Origin of the sequence: Myxococcus sp. CA040A (assembly GCF_013336725.1) — a bacterium.
GTDB lineage: Bacteria > Myxococcota > Myxococcia > Myxococcales > Myxococcaceae > Myxococcus > Myxococcus llanfairpwllgwyngyllgogerychwyrndrobwllllantysiliogogogochensis.
Genome location: NZ_JABUMR010000003.1, coordinates 55205 through 74616, shown reverse-complemented (window position 1 = coordinate 74616; position 19412 = coordinate 55205). Strand labels below are relative to the sequence as shown.

The window sequence follows — 19412 nt, the reverse complement described above, 5'->3', positions numbered from 1 at the left end:
CTCGGATGACGAGGGCTCGGGGTGGCCCTCGCACGCGCGACTCCCGCCAAACGGAGGGGCCGGACATACATACAACTGCCCAGGTGCCCAGATTCAAGTCAGGGCGGCGCGAGGGGGCGGGGCCTCAGGAGGTCGGTGATGCTGGAGCCGGAAACACGCTCCACGGAGCACGGCGAGCCCGAGCGGGAAACACCGCTCAGGGCGTCGGACTTCCTGCGCGCGAATCGAGAGGCCCTCTTGTCGGAGTGGGAGCATGCGATGCACGCGCTCCACGCCGGCTTGCGCGAAAAGCCCTCCTGGTTGCTGGACCACATGCCGGGGCTGCTCGTGTCGCTGGCGGACACGCTCGACCAGGGGGAACAGGGCCCCGACACCGCGCTGGCGGACGAGCACGCGGTGGTGAGACTGGACCAGGGCTTCGACTTGGGCGAGGTGGTGGCCGAGTACGCGCTCCTTCGCAAGTGCATCCTCCGAAGGCTAGAGGCCCAGGCCCGGCTCCTCGAACCCGGGGAGTTGGAGCGACTGGAAGGCGCCCTGGACCGGACGGTGGTGAGGACGGTGCAGCGCTTCGCGGAGGAGCGACAGCGCGGCCTCCAGGCACTGGACCGCATGGCGCAGGCCACGCTGGACGGCCCTGCGGTGGACACGCTCCTCGTGCGGCTGCTCAACGTGGTGATGGAGTCGACCCTCACGGTGGACTCGGCGGGGGTGTTGATGTTGGAGGCGGACCGCCTGGTGGTGCGCGCCGCGGTGGGGCTGGGCGGAGACAAGGCCCTGGGCAGCTCGGTGGCGCTGGGCGAGGGCTTCGTCGGCGAGGTCGCCGCGACACGCCAGCCCATGACACTGCGCTCGGCCTCCACGGACTCGCGCGTCGTGCTGCCGGTGCTGCGCGACGTGGGGCTGCGCGCCGTCTACGGCGTGCCCCTGGTGGAAGGAACGCGGCTTTTGGGCGTGGCGTACCTGGGCTCGCGTACGTCTTTTGGCTTCTCCGACGCGGACCTGTTGCTGTTTCGCACCATGTGTCAGCGCGCCGCCGCATACATCCTTCAGGCCCGGCTCCAGGACATGGAGCGGGATGCGCGGGTGGAGGCCCAGCGCTCGCTGGCGCTGCTCGACGCGCTGCTGGCGGCCTCGCCCCTGGGCATGGCCTTCCTGGACCCGGAGCTGCGCTACCTGCGCATCAACCAGACGCTGGCGGACATCAACGGCTTCCCGCCCGAGGCGCACCTGGGCAGGACGCTGCGGGAGATGCAGCCGAAGGCGGTGGCGGACCTGATGGAGCCCTTGCTGCGGCGCGTGCTGGAGACGGGCGAGCCCCTGCAGTCCTTCGAGTTCGCCACGCCGACCTCGCTGATGCCGCCGCGAGGCAAGCGCATGTGGCAGGTGACCTTCTATCCGGTGCGCGAGCCCCAGGCCTCGGGGCTGTTGGGCCTGGGCTGCGTCCTGGTGGACATCACCCATCACAAGCAGACGGAGGCCTCGCTCCAGCGCGCGGTGGACTTCCGGGAACAGCTCCTCGCCGTCCTGGGACATGACCTGCGAAACCCGCTCAACGCCATTGGCGCCTCGGCCTTCCAGTTGGCGCGCGCGGAGGAGCTGGAGGCACCGGAGCGCCGCGCGGTGGAGCGCATCCGCAAGTCCGCCGGGCGCATGGGGCGCATGATTACGGACATCCTCGACTTCGCGCGCAGCAAGCTGGGCGAGGGCATCCCCGTCTCACCCCAGCCCATGGACCTGGCGGACGTGTGTCAGGCGACGCTGGAAGAACTCCAGGTGAGCCACCCGGGGCGTCCGCTCCTGTTCGAGTCGTCGGGAGACACGTCGGGCGACTGGGACCCGGACCGGGTGGCGCAGGTGCTGGGGAACCTGGTGTCCAATGCACTTCAGCACGGCGGCGGCGACACGCCGGTGCACACCCGGGTGCGTGGAGAGGCCCACGACGTGGTGCTGGAGGTGCACAACCGCGGCGAGCCCATTCCCGCGGAGCTGCTGCCGCGAATCTTCGACCCGTTCAAGACGCCGGTGGCGACGTCCGAGTCGGCCTCGACGTATCAGAAGCAGCGCAGCCTGGGATTGGGCCTCTACATCGTCCACCAGATTGCCCGCGCGCACGGCGGCCGCGTGGAGGTGCGCTCCTCGGAGGAGGAGGGCACCACCTTCCGCGTGTACTGGCCCCGCGCGAAGAGCCCGCCCGCGAGGGCGTAGCCTTTACTTCTCCTGCGCGGAGACGGGCGCGGGCGTGAGGGCCAGCGTGTGGATGGCCTCCGCGAGCATGCGCGTGCCCAGGTCCAGGCTCTCCAGCGAGATGGACTCGTCGGGCGCGTGGCCGGTGTACTCCTCGCCCGGGAAGCCAGGGCCGAAGTCCACCGCCTTGGGGAACAGGCGCGCGTAGGTGCCACCGCGCACGGACGTCGCCTTCGCGTCCGGGACGTTCTTGTGACGCTTGTAGATGTCCAGCAGCGTGGTGACGAGCGGCCCGGACGTGTCGGCCACGTGCGCGTCTCCCACGTAGCGTCCGCCACCCTCCTTCACGCGGCCTCCGGAGTCCTGGCCCACGCGCTCCGCGGCGTGGTCCAGCGAGGCATTGAACGCCGCCGCATCCTTCCCCTGGGGACGGCGCATGTTGACGCCCAGGCTCACCTTGCCATCCGCCACGCGCAGCACGGTGGGCGAGACGATGAGCGTCCCCATCAGCCCGCCGTCCGAGTACACGAGACCCAGCTTCTCACCGTGGTGGTCGCGGTCGAAGCGCGTGGCCAGGACGTGCAGCATGGCGGCGATGCCGTTGTCCTCCATGAGCAGCCTCGCCGCGACACCGGACAGGCCCCACAGCGCGTTGTTTCCCTCGTCGGCGATGGAGGCATGCACCGCCTTGCCGTGGACGGTGAGCACCACCGCCCCACCCTCCTCCTTCACGTCCGCCTTCAGCCCGGGGCGCACCCGCTGCTCCTCGGTGACGGCGCTCCTGACGGTCTCCAGGGCGACGGCGAGCGAGCCCTCCTCACCGGGCAAAAGCTTCAGCGTGGCCGTGCCGGGCACCTGCGTGAGGAACTCGCCGGCCTTCACGTCCACCGGCCGCAGCGCGACCTTGGAGGACTTCAGAGCCGGCCCCACGGGCGCGACGAGGTTCCACGCGACGAAGCCGGACTGCGCGGCGACGACGGGGTAGCCCGAGTCCACGGAGATGACGTGCGTGGGCTTGGGCTCGGTGGCCGCGTACTTCGCCATGCCGTTCCAGTCGCTCTCCTCGCCGTTGCCGACGATGACGAGCACCTTGCCCTGGGGCTTGAGCCCGAGCCTTCGCGCGTGGTCGAGCGCCACCAGCGCCGACGCGAGCGGCCCCTTGTCGTCCTCCACGCCCCGGCCGAACAGGCGGCCCTCCTGGACATAGGGTTCGAAGGGCGGGCGCTTCCACTCATGCACGGGGGCGGGGACGACGTCACCGTGGAAGACAAGGCCCAGTGTCGGCGCGCCCTCGCCCCAGGCAATCTCGAACACGTCGTTGTCGCCCACGACGCGGTACGCCATGCCATGGGCCTTGGCCCACTTCTGGAGGAAGCGGCCCATGGCGGCGATGTCGGGGCTCTTCGCGGGAGGCGCCTCGCTGCTGACCGTCTTGAAGCGCACCAGCTGCTTCGTCAGCTCCACCACCTCGTCGAGCGCACATGTTTGCACATACGCGGCATGGCGCTGCTGGGCGGAGGCGCCCTTCATTTCCTGCGCGGAGAAGCGGCTGGCGCGGCAGCGGGAGTCCGCACCGGCGAGCGCGAGGGAGGGGACGAGACACAACAAGGCCGTGGCGGTGGGGAGGCGCATTCGGTGGGAGACCCTATTTCAGCGGGGCAGGTCGGCCTACCTTGGTGGAGGAGGGCCTGTGGCCCCAACACCGCCTGATTGGCCGCCTGCTCCTTCTAGGGGTGAAACCAGACGGGCGGGAGGCTATTCCTAGGGCATGTTCTTCAACTCCACCAAGAAGCTGCGGATGCCGTCCCCGGCGGAGGCGCTGCCGGGCCGTACGGAGGAGATGTCCGTTCCCCCCAAGCACGAGGTGCTGGGCACCCCGCTGAAGGGGCCTGTTCCGGAGGGCCACGAGGTCGCCATCTTCGGCCTGGGCTGCTTCTGGGGCGCCGAGCGCAAGTTCTGGCAGACGCCCGGCGTGTACAGCACGTCCGTGGGCTACGCGGGGGGCCTGACGCCCAACCCCACCTATCGCGAGGTGTGCAGCGGCATGACGGGCCACAACGAGGTGGTCCGCGTGGTGTTCGACCCGAAGAAGCTCAGCTACGAGCAGTTGCTGCGAGTCTTCTGGGAGAGCCACAACCCGACGCAGGGCATGCGGCAGGGCAACGACGAGGGCACGCAGTACCGCTCCGGCATCTACACCACCAGCGAGTCCCAGAAGCGCACCGCCGAGGCCAGTCGGGACGCCTACCAGAAGGCGCTCACCGCGAAGGGCCTGGACACCATCACCACCGAAATCATCCCGGCGCCCGAGTACTACTTCGCCGAGGACTACCATCAGCAGTACCTGGAGAAGAACCCCGGTGGGTACTGCGGCCTGGGCGGCACCGGCGTGAGCTGCCCCATCGGCGTGGGCGTCAGCGCCTGAGCCACGGGGCCGTGACAGGAGTCACCGGGAGGCACCTTGGGTGCCTCCCGTCGGGGGGCAGCCTGGGGGCTCGGTGGCCCCTTCCGTTTGCGAAGACCCGTCGCCGACGTCCACCTCCGACTCGCTCAACTCCCACGCCGCCCTATTCCGGATCGAGCGCCCAGGTGCCGTCCTTCCAACGTCGCAGGGTCATGATCGCTCCGATGGCGGCAATCCCTCCCTCGTTTGCTGCCGCGTCCAATACCGCCTTGGCTTCTGCCGTCCGGTAGCGGAGCAGAAACGCAGCCGCCATGGCTCGAACATCCGTACGCGGATGCTTCAGCAGCACGGCGAGGGCGTCTCGCCCAGTATCCCCCTGCGCGCGTAGCGCCTGAAGCGCGGCGGTGTACTGCTTGGCGTGCTTGTTCCCTGTCCTGGAATCTCCTCGATGAATGGCATCAGTCTGGGCCGCGACATTCCGAGCGAACTGCTCGACCAGTTCTTCCAAAATCATCACCAGACCCTCTGCTTCACGTTCTCAATGGCCAACAGCCCGAACTCGCGTTGGGCCTCATAGGACTGTGTACTCATCCACTGCCGTACGGTCTGCGTGAGCGACTGAGTAATGTCGTAGCGGACCGACGAGTAGAGGGAACTGACCTTGGTGTGCAGGCTCTTGTCCAGCGGGATGACGTTCTCTGTGTTGTGGAGGGCCTGGGGGCCGAAGCGGTTCACGTTGCCCGGGGTCTGCTCGACGATGTGGTGCCACTCCTTGTTCTTGCCCGCCGGGCCCATGGCCCTCTTGAAGCCACTGAACGAGCCCCAGGCCCTGTAGCCCATGGGACGCGCCTTGACGGAGGCGCCGCCGCTCGTGCCTCTGGCCGCCATGGCCACGGCACCGGGGGCGAGGACGATGGTGACGGTCTCGGCGCTCACCGCCACCGTTCCCACGTCCGCGACCGCCGCGAGCCTGAGGCCCACCTGCGCTTCGGCCTGCACCGCCGCCTGCGCGGCGCCGGGGAGCTTGGGCACCTTCGACCCCAACCCCGCCGCCGTGTTTCCAATGGCGGCCACGGCCAACATGGCGAACGCGCGCGCCGCGTTGCGGCCCATGACCTGGCCATAGCGCTCGCCCGCCTCGCGGAGTTCGTCAAACGTGGTGGCCCGCTCCGACTCCTCCACCAGCCGCTTGAAGCCCACGATGAGGGTCCAGAACGTATCGACCCCCACATAGGCGATGAGGGTGGCGGTCATCACGGCGGCCACGCCTTTCGAGAAAGGCTCGGGCACCGCGAGCAAGATGCAGTACGTGGTCCACGTCCAGAGAACCGCCGACATCATGGCCTGGGGGTCGGTCATGTCCTTGAACGCGTCCATCATCTCGTCCAACACGACGCCCTGTGCCAAGGCCATGGCCAGGGCGTAACGGCCATCTCCGGTGACCGTGGGGTTCTCCACCAGGAGGCGCAGGCAATCGCCGGGATTGTTCGTGCGCTCGCACCAGCGCAGGTATGCGCGCGTCAGCTCCACCTCTGTCGCAGGCTGTTCGCCCTCCAGGTGTTCGCCCGGTCCCAGCGGGATGACGCGGTGGCCGCGTGGCTCGTACAGGTACGAGCCACTGCGCGAACCCACCTCGAACAATCGCCGGGCCATTTCCTGGGGACAAGTGGAGGGCCGCACGCTCTGGGCCAGCGCTTCCACGGCTTCAACGAAGTCGTCTTCGTCCAGCTCCACCGGCGCGGCATCGCCGCTGCGTGGGGTGAGGACGATGGGCTCGCCGAGGCCCGTATTCAGGCGCACGGACTTCGTGGTGCCGCTGCATCCGGCCATCATCACGAGCAGCAGCGGAATCGACCATCGCGGCGACATGCGAAGCCCTCCTGGCGATGGCCCCCATTCGTCGGGGGTCCGTCGTCGACTGGAGGTCTTGCAATACCAGAAAGAGCTGACAGGCACTCCGAGGGGTAGCTGCGCCCGTGAGCTGGCGATTCGCGGCGCTGGCGTTTGAGGAAGGGTTCAGGTCTGGGCTTCTCCAACGCAGCCCCGGCCATGTTGGTGCGGGCCCGCCCCTCGCCCCGGATGGACGAGGTGACGACTGGAACGTTGTCTCTCCCCCACGAGCGCACCGAAGCGCCACACGGCCACGCAATCGAGCCGCCGCTGAGCCGTAGGTGCGTTGGATATCAGAGGGGGAGCAACACACCATGCGTGTCGACGGCTCATCACGTCCGACTCAAACCATCTCATCCGAAGGCGCGACTGAAACAGCCCGGAACGAGACATCGTCTCAGAACCACGTCGTCGAGCAGGAAGACACTTCCGGCACGGAGGGCTTCGACTCGACCTCCCGCTTCGAGGACGGTGACGGCGGCGCCGTCCACCGCGAGCGGCTCCAGCCACCACCGCCGCCGCCTCCTCCCGAAGAAGAAGAGGAACCCCCCGTCCCGCTTCCGCTGAAGGACCTGAAGCGCGGCGACTCCGGCCCCGAGGTGAAGGCGCTGCAAGACGCACTGGTGACGCTGGGCTATCTCACGGAGGAGCAGGTCACCACGGGGCCAGGCCAGTTCGGCCCGAAGACGGCGGCGGCACTGGAGCGCTTCCAGACAGAACACGACGTGACGGCCACCGGCCAGTACGCGGCGGGGACACGCGAGGCACTCACCCAGGCCCTCACGACCCAGGGCGGCTCACGACGGCCGGCCATGTCCGCCGAGGCCGCGTTCATCACCCAGTTCACCTCCGAGTACAACCCGACCGGTCCGCGCGGCAGCACCAACTGCGGGCCCGCGAGCCTCGCGATGTCACTGGCATACACGGGCCACATGCCCCCGGGGCTCTCCAAGGAGCAACAGGTGGACTACGCCCGCGCGCTGATGAGCCCACGTCGCGAGAGCGAGTTCACCCACGTGAAGGCGTCCGACGGCACGCGAGTGCCGCAGTTGGACAGGGACCGCGAGCTGACGGGCGGCACCATGGTGGGTGATGGCATCAAGGCCGCGGGCCTCGGCTCTCGCTACGGCCAGGGCTGGGAGGCACTGGACCAGCAGCTCGCGGCGGGAAACCCTGTCATCGCGAATGGCCAGACGAACGCGAAGTGGCGCGACCAGTTCCCCGAGCGCATGGGCTCCGGAGACATCGGCCATCTCAACGCCATCCTCGGCAAGACATCCGACGGCAAGTACCTCGTCGCGGACCCACTGCACACCGGTGGCCCCGTGGCGATGACGCGCGAGCAGCTCGGCGTCTTCTTCTCCCCCACTCGGGGACAGCCGTCCTTCACCGCGCTGGAGGGCGCCTCTCGAGCCACGAGTCCAGCCGCCAACGCGGGCTCCAGCGCGGGCACGAGCGTTGGCAACTCCATCGCGAGCCGGCTCGACGAGGCCGCCCAGGGACTCCCCGTCCCTGAGCCCGAGCTCACCACTCCGAAGTCGGGCGTGGGCATCGTCAGCGTCTCCGCCGACACGGACGTGAAGACGCGCGCGGCGCAAGACGCGAAGGCGCTGGAGGGCACGCTCAAGAACAGCCTGGAGCAGGGCGCGCGTCAGTTCGAGCAGTTCATCGCCAGCAACCCGGACCCCGTCTACCAGGAGGCGTTCGTCCGCGCCGCCGAGCCGTCCCTGGCGAAGATGGGCCAGCTCTTCGCCGGCGTGTCTCCGGAGACGAATCGCCAGCTCCACCCCCGTCCGCCGCTGCGCCAGCCCGACCTGGACAATCCGGAGGTGCTCAAGAAGCTCGCGGACCAGGAGAGCCGCATCGAGCACCAGACGTTCTACTCCCTGACGCGCGCCACGGAGCTCTTGAAGGACCCCGCCGCGGGAATGGTGGGCAAGGCCTTCACGCGCGACGCGCCTCCGGGCCTCGTGAACATGTCGATGACGAGCGCGGTGCGCACCGCCGTCAACTTCGGGCTCGGCACTCGACTCGCGTTCGACATCGAGCGCTCGCTGAATCGGAGGGAAGTGATTGCGCCGGGCAGCACCGCGCCCACGTACGGCAAGGACCAGGCGGCGCTTCACCGCACGCTGTGGAGCGCCATCGACGGCGTGCGCGGCGACTTCGCCATGGCCGCGGAGAAGGCGGAGCTGCACCAGAAGAAGCTCACCGCGCTGCTCGGCGGCCCCTCCGCCATCCTCACGCCCCAGCAGCAGAAGGACTTCATCTCCACCTACGTCGGGCAGGCCGGCATCCAGAAGGACCTCGCGGAGTTCGAGCGGCTGGGCAAGCTGCTCGCCACCGCCGCGCCGGACGGCGTGCCTCAAGGCGCGGATGACCCGCGTGTCGCCGCGCTCGCTCGCGAGCTGCCCCGCATGGCGGAGACACAGGGCGGAGCCAGCTACCTCGCCGGACAGCTCGCGGCCAAGGCGGAGGACGCACCGCTCTTCCTCGACGTCGTGGGCAAGCTGAAGGACGGCAAGGACTTCGACGAGAAGCTCGCCCTCGCGCTCGTGAAGAGCGCGGGCACCGGCGCCCTGCTCGCGGCCGGCGGCAAGTCCCCGGGCACCGCCCAGAAAATCTTCGACGGGCTCGCGCGCTGCTCGGATGTGTTCGGCATGAAGCCGGACGACATGAAGGCCTACGTCCGCCTGCTGCGGACCATCAAGCCAGGCACCTCCGAAGCGGACGTGCGCAAGACGACGCAGTCCCTGAATGCCCTCCTGACGGAACAGGAGACGGGCCTGCCCTACAGCGCGAACTCTCCTCGGGGACAGGCGCTGCGCGGGCTGGGGTTGCTCGTCGTCGGCACGGCGTTCGCTGGCGACGCCAGCAACTGGAGTCAGGCGGACCTCGCCGCGAAGCTCAAGATTGTCGGAGACGGCCTCAGCTTCACCGCGGACGGCGGAGTGTTCCTCGCCGGCGTGCTCGGCAAGACGGCGACGGCGGCTTCTACCGTCGCGGCGCTCGGCAAGGCGTCCGCCATCGGCGCGGTGCTGGGCGCGGCGGGAGACGCGTTGCAGAGCTTCCAGTATCTGCGCGAGGGCGACGGCTGGAAGGCCAGCGCGTCCGGAGCCCAGGCCCTGGGCGGCGCGTTGATGGCGGGAGCGGCGCTCTTCAGCTGGGCACCGGGCTTCCAGGTGCTCGGCGCGGCCCTGTTCCTCGGAGGACTCGGCGCCAGGTACCTGGACCCGGAGAAGGAGCGCACCCGCGAGGAGCAGGTGAAGCTGCTCACCGCCAGCGGCATGGACGCCACGCTCGCGCGCAACCTCATCACGCTGGGGCCGGAGCTGCTCGACCAACGGCTGTGCCAGGACCTGGCCATGTCGCCGGAGCAGGTGCAGAAGCTCATCGCGGACCACCCGTCGCTGGGGCAGAGCGCCACCCACCTGGACAGCCTCGTGCAGGCCGCCGACGCCATGAAGATAGACGGCGCGCGCTTCCAGGAGTTCCTCGAGCGGCTCGCGAAGGCCCACGGCGTCGACGTGGGCACCCTCGCCCGCGAGGTGCACACGCGCTTCTTCGGACACCCGCCCTCCAGTGGCGCGGGCGGCGGCGAGGTGTACCTCTCCCAGGCCCATGAGTTCCGCGCCTGGGTGGAGTCACGCACGCCCGAAGTCGCCGCGTGGGCGAAGCAGAACGAGACGCGCTGAACCCGCATCGGTCGAAGTGGGCGCGCGACAACACTCGCCGCGCGCCCGCACCCGACGCCCTTGTCGACAACGCAACGCGGCACCCGCGTAACCTGATGAAACTTCAACGCGGGGCACCGTCACGCCTTTCGCGACTTGCCGCGTTAGCGGGTCTTCGTTTGACTTTCTTTGCCGTCCGAAGAAATAGAATCATGGGTTGAAAGGAAAGGACCGCTCGGACGCAGAACCGTCTCGGTATGCGCTGGCTCACCCCCTCCCCTACTTTCTCCAGCGGCCCGCTTTTCGTCCCCATGCGATTACCAACCCCTCTTGTGCAGGCCACGCACCGTGTCAGGAGTCTGCTGACGCGGGTGTGTGCGACAGCGGTAGCAGTGGGTGTGATGGCGTTCGGCGCGGACGCGAGCGCCCAGGCCGGAAACCTCGCGCTCAACCGACCGACGGTGACGTCGTCCGCGGAGCCGGGACTCACGGGCAACTACGCGGTGGATGGAGATGGAGGCACGCGGTGGGGCAGCACCTTCACCGCGAACGAGTGGATCTACGTCGACCTGGGAGCGAGCACCACCATCAGCCGCGTGGTGCTGACGTGGGAGACGGCGTACGCCATCGGCTACAAGGTGCAGACGTCCCCGGACGCGGCGAACTGGACGGACATCCGCACCATCACCGACGGCGACGGCGGGACGGATGACCTGACGGTGTCAGGCACGGGCCGCTACGTGCGCATCCTCGGCACGGTGCGCGGCGCGGTGGACTACGGCTATTCGCTGTGGGAGTTCGCCGTCTACAGCGGCACGGCCACCACGGGCGACCTGGCGAAGAACCGTCCCGCCACGGCGTCGACGGTGGAGGGCAACGCGGCCCACCTCACGCCGGGCTATGCGGTGGACGGCAACACGACGACGCGCTGGTCCTCGGACCCGCTGGACGGCCAGTGGATTCGCGTGGACCTGGGCTCGGCGAGGACGCTCGGCAAGGTGGTGCTGAACTGGGAGGGCGCCTATCCGTCGACGTATGCGATTGAAGGCTCGACGAATGACAGCACCTGGTCACCGCTCGCGACGAACATCACCGACGGCGCGCCGGGCCGCCGCGAAGTCACCGTGTCCGGCTCCGCCCGCTACGTGCGCGTGCGCGGCATCACCCGAGGCACCGGCTACGGCATCTCCCTCTGGGACTTCGAGGTCTACGCGCCCGGTGACGGACCGCAGGAGCCGCCGCCGCAGACGACGAACCAGACCATCAAGCTGATGTTCCCGGAGCTGGCGTACGCGAAAATCAATGTCTCGCCCGCGCCCATCAGCGTCACGCCCACGCCGGAGGAAGGCAACACCACGCCGTCGGTGCGCAACCCGCCCGGGCCCTTCACCTACGAGCTGACCTTCGCTCCCAACACGACGATTACGCTCTCCAAGAATCAGTTCTCGCCCACCGCGCCCAACACGGACATCCGGCTGGCGGTGACGACGTCCACCGGCACGGTGCTGCGCGGGCAGAGCGTCACCTCGCTCGCGGTGCAGGGCGCGGAGTGGAAGGTCGAAATCTTCACCACGGGCGGGCCTCCGGACGGAAGAGACCGCACCATCATCCCGGACCCGTACCAGGCACCCGCGCCTCCCGCCATCGCGGGTGCGTTCGCCGTCGTCGCTCCGGCCAACAACGCCATGGTGACGAACACGCGCCGCCCCACGTTCCAGTGGGCCGCCGTCGCGGGCGCGGCCAACTACAAGCTGTATCTGAACATCAGCCGCGTCGACTACGACTGGATGGCCGCCGGCAGCCTGCTGGACCGCTACACGCTGATGACCACGACGACGGGCACGTCGTTCACCCTGACGCAGGACCTGCCGGACCGCTGGACGTACAAGTGGTACGTCGTGGCCACGCAGGCCAGCGGCGCCACCAGTCGCTCGGACTTGCGCCAGTTCAGCGTGTACCTGCCGGTCGTCGAGACGGCGGCGGACGGCGTCGCGCTCATCAACGGCATGCGCGACTTGAACAAGAACGGCGTCATCGACCCGTACGAGGACTGGCACAACCCCATCGCCACCCGCGTCAACGACCTGATGGCGCGGATGACGACGCGCGAGAAGGCGCTGCAGATGTTCTACGAGGCCAAGACCTTCCCCGAGGCGGGCTTCACCATGGGCCCCCTGAGCCCGGAGGACATCATCAGCTTCCAACGCGCCTCGGCGGGCACGCGGCTGGGAATCCCGAACGTCGACGCGGGTGACTCCATCCACGGCTACAAGACGAGCTGGCCCACACAGCCGGCGCTGGCCGCCTCTCGCGATTTGGACACCGTCTACGAGCTGGGTGACATGCAACGCCGCGAGCAGCTCGCGGTGGGCAGCCGAGGCACCCTGTCGCCGCTGGCGGAGGTGGGCACCAAGGTCCTCTATCCGCGCATCCAGGAGGGCAACGGCGAGGACGCGGACCTGTCGGCGGGTCTCACCCGCGCGCTCATCGCGGGCCTGCAGGGCGGTCCCGAGGTGAACCCGCACTCCATCTGGGTCACCACCAAGCACTGGCCCGGCCAGGGCGCGGGCGGCGAGGCCGGAATCACCTATGACGGCACCACCATCCACTACCACATGCGTCCGTGGCACGCGGCGCTGGAGGCGGGCACCAGCGGCATCATGCCCGGCTACGCGGGGAGCTGGCTGTTGGGCCCGGAGGGTTACGGCGCCGGTGACAGCGTGGGCATCCTCAACTACCTGCGTGTGAATCTCGGGTACCAGGGCGTCATCTGCTCGGACTGGCTGCCGTCGGGTGCGTGGACGCGCTCGGCGACGGCGGGCTCGGACGTCATGGGCGGGGCGAATCCCGCGCAGATGGGCGACTTCGAGACGGCGGTGCCCATCGCGCGCATCAACGACTCCGTGCGCCGGATTCTGGACCTGAAGTTCCGCCTGGGCATCTTCGAGGACCCGTACCGCAGGGGCCTCGCGGGCACGTCCGAGTGGCACACGGCGGACCACAAGGCGCTGGTGCGGCGCGCGGCGCAGAACGCGATGACGCTCTTGAAGAACGACGGCGCGCTGCCGCTGCGGCTGGGCGCGGGCTCGAGCATCGTCGTGGCGGGGCCTTGCGCGGATGCGGGCCCCTGCATGGTGACGTGGCGCTCGGACTTCCACGGCACGGAGTTCGGGGACCTGACCATCTACCAGGCCATCAAACAGCGCGCCGAGGCGGCCGGCATCACCGTCTACAAGGACAACGCTCCGGCGGGAGTCACGCCCAACGCGGCCATCGTCGTGGTGGGCGAGAGCTACTTCACCCACGGCACCGAGTGGGACAAGGAGAAGCCCTACCTGCCCGGAGACCCGATTGGCCCGGCGCATGATGCCAAGTGGGGCAACCAGTACGGCCTCATCACCGGCTTCCGCTCGCGCAACATCCCCACGACGACGGTGCTCATCCTGCCGCGTCCGTATGTGCTGACGAACGTCGTCCCGCAGACCAACGCGCTCCTGGTGGCGTACCGGCCTGGAGACTCGGGAGGCCCGGCCGTGGCGGACATCCTCTTCGGCGACGTGTTCCCGCGCGGCAAGTTGCCGTGGCAGTTGCCCAGGGGCATGGACCAGGTGGGCACCGACGTGGAGAACAACCAATTGGAGCAGTGGGACATCCCGTTCGATTTGGGCGCCACCGCCGCCGAGCGAGCTGCCATCAAGTCTCGGATTGCCCAGGGCCTGCCCATCCTGCCCATCTACGGCAACCCGCTGTTCCAGTACGGCGCGGGCATCCAGGGCTTCGGGCTGACGGATGCGACGCCGCCCACGGCGTTCACGTTGCAGACGCCGGCACCGGGCTCCACCATCACCACGCGGCCGAACTTCACGTGGACGGCGAGCAGCGACCCTCAGACGGGCATCCACCGCTATGAGGTGTTCCTGGACGGCAGCCCCTTCCCTGTCGCGACGACGCGCACGAACTCCGCGCCCGTCATCAACGCCGCGCTGGGCAACGGCGCGCACACGTGGTTCGTGAGGGCCTACAACTGGGCGGGCGGTGTCACGCAGTCCGCCACGGCGACCTTCACGTTGAACGACACGGCGCCTCCGGCGGCCTTCGCGGCGCTGGTGCCCGCGGCGGGCGCGGCGGTGCCGGGCGCGTCGACGACGTTCATCTGGGAGCAGACGACGGACGTGGGCGCGGGCGTGTCCAGGTACGTGCTCGTGGTGGACGGCACGGACCGCGCGCCGGACGTGACGCCGAAGACCTACGTGGGCACGTCGACGAACCTGGCGCTGGCGAAGAACGTCTCCGCGACGTCCTCGGAGTTCGGCAGCCCCAACGACGCGGTGGACGGCAACGTCACCGCCACGCGCTGGTCCAGCCGCACCGACGTGGCCAGCCCCGACACGGAGTCCATCACCGTGGACCTGGGCGCCGTGTACTCCATCAAGCGGGTGAACCTGTTCTGGGAGGCGGCGTATGGAAGGCAGTACGCCATCGAGGCCTCCGTGGACGGCGCGACGTGGAGGGCCGTGTACACCGAGGCCAACGGCAACGGCGGTCAGGATGACCTGCTCAACCTGAGCGGCGTGGGTCGCTACGTGCGCATGCGGGGCATCCAGCGCGCCACGGGCTATGGGTACTCGCTGTGGGAGTTCGAGGTGTACGGCGTGGGGACCGAGCAGACGACGCTGACGGGCCTCGCGGCGGGCAGCCACACGTGGCGGGTGCGGGCGGTCGACGGAGCGAACAACACCACGCTCTCCAGCGGCCCCATCACCTTCACCAAGTAGTCGGCCCGCACCGGGACGAGGGGAAGACGGCGGCTGACCTCCCGGCCGTCTTCCCTTCGCGTGTCGGGGCAAGCCCTGGTGCCAATACTCACAACGAAGCAGCACGGGCTCGCTCATGGCGAGCGCCCGGTTCTCCGAGCCGCGCTTCTTCCGGATGCATGTGACACGGCAGCACCCGGTCAACAGTCGTACAACCGACGCCACGCTGTCCCCATCGCGTCGCGTGACAACCTGTCACGACACCCTGTCACCCGTGAATCCGCGACGCGTGACAGGAGGGGTCTTCGCCAGGCCCGCAAGACAACGCGGGCCCGCCCCGGCGCGACGCGGCCCCGAGTGAAGACAGACACGCGCACCTCCCTGGCACCGAGCTTGCTCTTGTCTCCTTCACCCTTCACGGGGGAGGAGGCAGGACACGATGAAGCACAAAGTCTTCTGGCGGTACGCGGGGTTCCTCTCTGGCGCGCTCATCCTCGCGGGAGCACTGGTCGCCGCGCGCACGTTCCATCTCTTCACCAAGCCCCCGCTCGACGATTCCGACTCGAGCGTGGATATCCGAAGCGTGGGCGAGAACGCCTACGAAATCACCAGCAAGGAGCCGCTCGTCGACACGTTGCAGCCCCGGCACTCGGAGATGGCGATGCAGGCCCGCATCGTCCCCGCATTCAAGGATGGCAAGGCGCAGGGCTTCAAGCTCTTCTCCATCCGCGAAGGCTCGCTCTACGACAAGCTGGGCTTCCAGAACGGCGACGTCATCCAGCGCGTCAATGGAATCTCACTCGACACGCCGGAGAAGGCGCTGGAGACCTACGCGCTCTTGAAGACCGCCCGCAGGCTGGAGGTGGACCTGCACCGCGACGGAGCCCCGCTGCGCAAGGTCTACGACGTGAAGTAAGGGAAGAACAACACAGGCCCGGAGACGGGGACGCTCGTGACGAGCGCCCACTCCATCCCGGGCCCACGGCCCACTCAACCCAGGTTGTGGAAGACGCGCTGCACGTCGTCGTCCTGCTCCAGCGAGTCCACCAACTCGAGGACCTCGTTGGCCTTGTCCTCGGGCAGCTCGATGAGGTTCTCCGCGATGTACTCGGAGTCGGCGGAGATGGGCGTCAGGCCCTTGGCTTCAATCGCCGTCTGCAGCTTGCCGAAGTCGGAGAAGTCGCACCGGATGATGAGCTGCTTCTCGCCCTTCTCACCCGTGCCCTCGCCCAACTCCTGGAGGCCGTGGTCGATGAGCTCCAGCTCCAGTTCGTCCTGGTTGAGCCCCTCCGGGTTGAGGCGGAAGACGCCCATCCGCTTGAACATGAACGCGACGCTGCCCGCGTTGCCCATGTTCCCGGAGTACTTGTTGAAGCGCATGCGCACGTTGGCCACGGTGCGCACGACGTTGTCCGTGGCCGTCTCCACCAGCAGCGCGATGCCGTGGGGCGCGTAGCCCTCGTAGAGGACGATTTCGTACTGCGTCGCCGTCTGGCCGCTGGCGCGCTTGATGGCGGCCTCGACCTTGTCCTTCGGCATGTTGGCCGCACGGGCATTCTGGAGGACCCGGCGCAGCGTGGAGTTCGTGTCCGGATTGGGCCCACCGGACTTCACCGAGATGGCGATGTCCTTGCTGATCCGCGTGAACACCTTCGCCATCTTGTTCCAGCGGGCCATCATCGTGGCCTTGCGCGTCTCGAAAATGCGTCCCATGGGTCGATGCGACTCTTTGGTAGGGGGGCGTTGAAGCGGTGCGGCCAATCTAGCGCAACTCGGGTGGGGCGCCCGCGCTTCGTGTGCGGGGCGGCGGCCTACCCGGCGCTCGGTCCACGAAACGGGCGGGCGGCGACCTCCAGGCCACCGCGCCAGTCCCCTCCCAAGGGCCCTGCGAATGACTCAGCGCGCCTGCTGCGCGGGAGCCTGGGGCTGCGCCTGCTGCGCGGGCGTGAGGCTATTGGCCCCCGTCCCCTGCTCGCCGTTGGCGAAGGCCCGCTCCATGTGGGCGTCGAGCTGCCCCACCGCCATCAGCCCCGCCATCCGGAAGTCGGAGATGAAGGACCAGAGCGGGTACTTGAAGCTCGCGGGCTTGTTGCGCTCGATGAAGAAGTGGCTGAACCACGCGAAGCCGTAGGCGGCGACCAGGGCGGCCGGCACCAGGGCCCCGCGTCCGGTGACGATGGCCGCCACGCCCGTGGCCAGTCCCAGACTGGTGCCCACGAAGTGGAACCGTCGAGTCACGGGCAGTGAGTGCTCGCGCAAGTAGAACGGCCAGAACTCGCCATAGGTCTGGAGGGGCTTGGGCATGGAGTGAAGTTGTGTCCAGGCAGGGGCATCCCGTCAACCCGCTCCAGGTCGGAGCGTGAAATCAGGGCCCTCGACGGCCCCCGAGGGCATGGCCAGCGAGCGGGCAAGCGGCCCCCTGGTGCGCATTTCCCGACAGGTGGGCCCCCTCCCCCGCCTGGGACGACCGGACCCCGAGTGCTCCAGACTTCGAGCCCGGGGCTACTTCTTCACCTTCTTCGCGGCGGCGCGGAAGCACGCCTCGAACTTCTGGGTCTTGCTCTGGACCAGGCCCAGGTGCTTCATCATCGCCATCGTGGCGGAGCTGCTCCTGTCGCGGATCTCCGTATCCATGCACGTCATCGCCGCGTCCCAGCGCGAGCACATGCCCGTGTCGCTGAAGAGGTTCTGGCCCTGGATGCACTTGTCGAGGAGCGGCAGGAACCCCTTCACCGTCGACTGGGCACACGGCATCAGGTGCTTGTCGAAGCAGGCCGACGCCTCCTTCAGGAAGCGCTCCGGGAGCGGCTTCTCACCGACGACGGCGCACACCTTCGCCCGGTCCTCTTGAATCGTCTTGAAGAGCGCCAGCGTGGTGGACATGGTGGCCCCCGCCACCTCGGGACATTGCTGGGCCTGTGCCCGCAACGGACAGATGGCGATGACGGCGACGAACAGCACTCCCGCGAATCTCGACATGTCGTGCTCCTGGTGCCCCGCCCACCAGAGGATGCCGCCGTGGACGTCCGGGCGTTTCTCCTGAAGTTCTAGCGCCAGGGACAGCACCAGAAAAAGTAGGAAAACCAGTACTTCTGGTGTGAGGGCTCGCGGCCTCTTGGGACGGCTTTTCGCCCCCTCGTCACCCCCGCCGCATGCCGTCGCTCCACAGTTTTCCGCTCGTCATGCATCGCGAGACGGGCCCTCTCCACCTCGTACACGGGTCGTGGGAGACTCGGAGCTGATGACGGATTGGATTCCCAAGCCGAACCCCCAGGTGGACCTGCGCTCCCTGGTGCTCAGCGCGGAAGAAGGCTTCGTGCTCTCGCGGCTGGATGGAGCGACCGCCGCGCGGAATCTGCCCGCCCTCACCGGCCTGCCTCCCGAGCGACTCCAGGGCATCCTCACGCGCCTGGTGTCGCAAGGCGCGCTGCTCCCCGCCGCGCAGCAACCAGCGCCCGCCGCGAGGAGTTCCTCCGCCACGAGCCCCACGCCGCCCTTCCCCAGCACCGCGAGGCCCCTGGCCACGATGCCCCCAGGTGGAGCAGCCACGGGAGGCCCTGTTGTCACGGCCCCCTCCCCTGTCGGTGGCTCGGCGCCCGCACCGCGCACCGCCTCGCTCTCCACGGTGAGCCCGGGCTACGAGCCGCTCGCCGCACCCGCCACGGAAGCCTCGTCGCCGGACGAGGAGCTGCCGATGCTCGACCTGCTGCCCCAGGAGGCGGAGGAGCCCGACTCCTCGGAGTCCGGAGCCCATGACGGCGAGGCTCCGGAAGAGGACACGGAGGACGTGCCTGAAGTCGCGCTGGGCAACTTCCGCCAGCTCTTCGAGACGCGGTTGCATCCGCAAACGGAGGACCAACGCGTGGCGCTGGCTCGCGCGTGTGAGGACCCGGAGCTGTCCGCGCTGTGCTTCGACCCGCTGCCTTCCGTCGTCAAGGCGGTGCTGGAGAACTCTCGTGTGGGGCTCGCGCATGCGCGGCTCATCGCGCGCAACCACCGCAACCCCGTGGGACTGGAGGCGCTCTGTGGCCGCGCGGCCTTCACGGCGGACACGGGCGTGCGCCGGTGGCTGGTGCGCAATCCGCAGCTGCCCTCGGGACTCTTCCGGCGCCTGTGGAGCTCGCGGCGACTGATGGAGCTGTACAAGGTGACCATCGACCGCGACGTACCAGAGGGCACGCGGCGCTCTTCACGCGAGGTCCTCCGTCAACGCTTCACCACCGGCCCCGCCGAGGAGAAGGTGGAGCTCATCCTCAACACGGAAGGCCGAGCGCTCGCGTCGCTCATCGGCATGTCCGTGGACGGCAAGACGGCGTCGCTCTTGTGCGGGCGCACGTATCGCTCACCGATGCTCATCCAGAACATCGCCCGCTGGAGCGCGGCGCCACCGCCCCTCATCGCGCACCTGTTGAAACAGGAGGCGGTGCGCCGCCAGCCTCAGTTGCGCATGTTGCTCACGCGCCACCCCAATGCTCCGGCGGACGTGAAGCGCGGCGGCGGCTGAGC

The 19412-nt window shown here is 68.7% G+C and carries 12 protein-coding genes; 6 read left to right on the top strand and 6 right to left on the bottom strand.

Translation table 11 applies throughout. From position 1 onward, the window contains the following. Positions 1–138 precede the first annotated feature (138 nt). Positions 139–2205 carry an ATP-binding protein gene (locus HUA75_RS12600; RefSeq protein WP_174486554.1) on the top strand — a complete coding sequence of 689 codons (2067 nt, stop codon included), beginning with the start codon at positions 139–141 and terminating at the stop codon, positions 2203–2205. A gap of 3 nt (positions 2206–2208) precedes the next feature. On the opposite strand, the gene HUA75_RS12595 is transcribed toward HUA75_RS12600, so the two are convergent. Beyond that, the gene (locus tag HUA75_RS12595) at positions 2209–3816 is read right to left on the bottom strand and encodes a Sapep family Mn(2+)-dependent dipeptidase (protein ID WP_174486553.1); all 1608 of its coding nucleotides are present in this window, start codon (positions 3814–3816) and stop codon (positions 2209–2211) included. Between the two features lie 136 nt (positions 3817–3952). On the opposite strand from HUA75_RS12595, the gene msrA reads away from it, so the two are divergent. Further along, positions 3953–4609 (top strand): peptide-methionine (S)-S-oxide reductase MsrA, encoded by a 657-nt coding sequence (gene msrA, locus HUA75_RS12590; RefSeq protein WP_141640403.1) that lies wholly within the window; start codon positions 3953–3955, stop codon positions 4607–4609. Positions 4610–4751: 142 nt separating this feature from the next. Here msrA and HUA75_RS12585 read toward each other — a convergent pair whose 3' ends face one another. Both HUA75_RS12585 and HUA75_RS12580 read right to left on the bottom strand, forming a co-directional pair. Further along, positions 4752–5102 carry a DUF2019 domain-containing protein gene (locus tag HUA75_RS12585; RefSeq protein WP_174486552.1) on the bottom strand — a complete coding sequence of 117 codons (351 nt, stop codon included), beginning with the start codon at positions 5100–5102 and terminating at the stop codon, positions 4752–4754. Continuing rightward, on the bottom strand, positions 5102–6457 hold the full coding sequence (locus tag HUA75_RS12580; RefSeq protein WP_174486551.1) for a hypothetical protein: 1356 nt from the start codon (positions 6455–6457) through the stop codon (positions 5102–5104). Before HUA75_RS12580 ends, HUA75_RS12585 begins: the two co-directional genes overlap by 1 nt. Positions 6458–6792: 335 nt before the next feature. Here HUA75_RS12580 and HUA75_RS12575 point away from each other — a divergent pair, with 335 nt between their 5' ends. The 3 genes from HUA75_RS12575 to HUA75_RS47710 all read left to right on the top strand — a co-directional run bounded on the left by HUA75_RS12575 (position 6793) and on the right by HUA75_RS47710 (position 15822). Further along, positions 6793–10173: a peptidoglycan-binding protein gene (locus tag HUA75_RS12575; RefSeq protein WP_174486550.1), complete on the top strand. Its 3381-nt coding sequence runs from the start codon at positions 6793–6795 to the stop codon at positions 10171–10173. 380 nt (positions 10174–10553) lie between these two features. Beyond that, positions 10554–14927 carry a discoidin domain-containing protein gene (locus HUA75_RS12570; protein WP_174486549.1) on the top strand — a complete coding sequence of 1458 codons (4374 nt, stop codon included), beginning with the start codon at positions 10554–10556 and terminating at the stop codon, positions 14925–14927. Positions 14928–15345: 418 nt separating this feature from the next. After that, the gene (locus tag HUA75_RS47710; RefSeq protein ID WP_174486548.1) at positions 15346–15822 is read left to right on the top strand and encodes a hypothetical protein; all 477 of its coding nucleotides are present in this window, start codon (positions 15346–15348) and stop codon (positions 15820–15822) included. Positions 15823–15896: 74 nt separating this feature from the next. Here HUA75_RS47710 and HUA75_RS12560 read toward each other — a convergent pair whose 3' ends face one another. The 3 genes from HUA75_RS12560 to HUA75_RS12550 form a co-directional block, all read right to left on the bottom strand. Next, positions 15897–16619, bottom strand: a complete 723-nt coding sequence (locus tag HUA75_RS12560; RefSeq protein WP_174453827.1) for a YebC/PmpR family DNA-binding transcriptional regulator — start codon at positions 16617–16619, stop codon at positions 15897–15899. A gap of 183 nt (positions 16620–16802) precedes the next feature. Next, on the bottom strand, positions 16803–17210 hold the full coding sequence (locus tag HUA75_RS12555) for a DUF962 domain-containing protein (RefSeq protein ID WP_141640397.1): 408 nt from the start codon (positions 17208–17210) through the stop codon (positions 16803–16805). Positions 17211–17408: 198 nt separating this feature from the next. Next, positions 17409–17885, bottom strand: coding sequence for a hypothetical protein (locus HUA75_RS12550; protein WP_174486547.1), 477 nt, complete (start codon positions 17883–17885; stop codon positions 17409–17411). Between the two features lie 262 nt (positions 17886–18147). On the opposite strand from HUA75_RS12550, the gene HUA75_RS12545 reads away from it, so the two are divergent. Next, positions 18148–19410, top strand: coding sequence for a hypothetical protein (locus tag HUA75_RS12545; RefSeq protein ID WP_174486546.1), 1263 nt, complete (start codon positions 18148–18150; stop codon positions 19408–19410). Positions 19411–19412 lie beyond the last annotated feature (2 nt).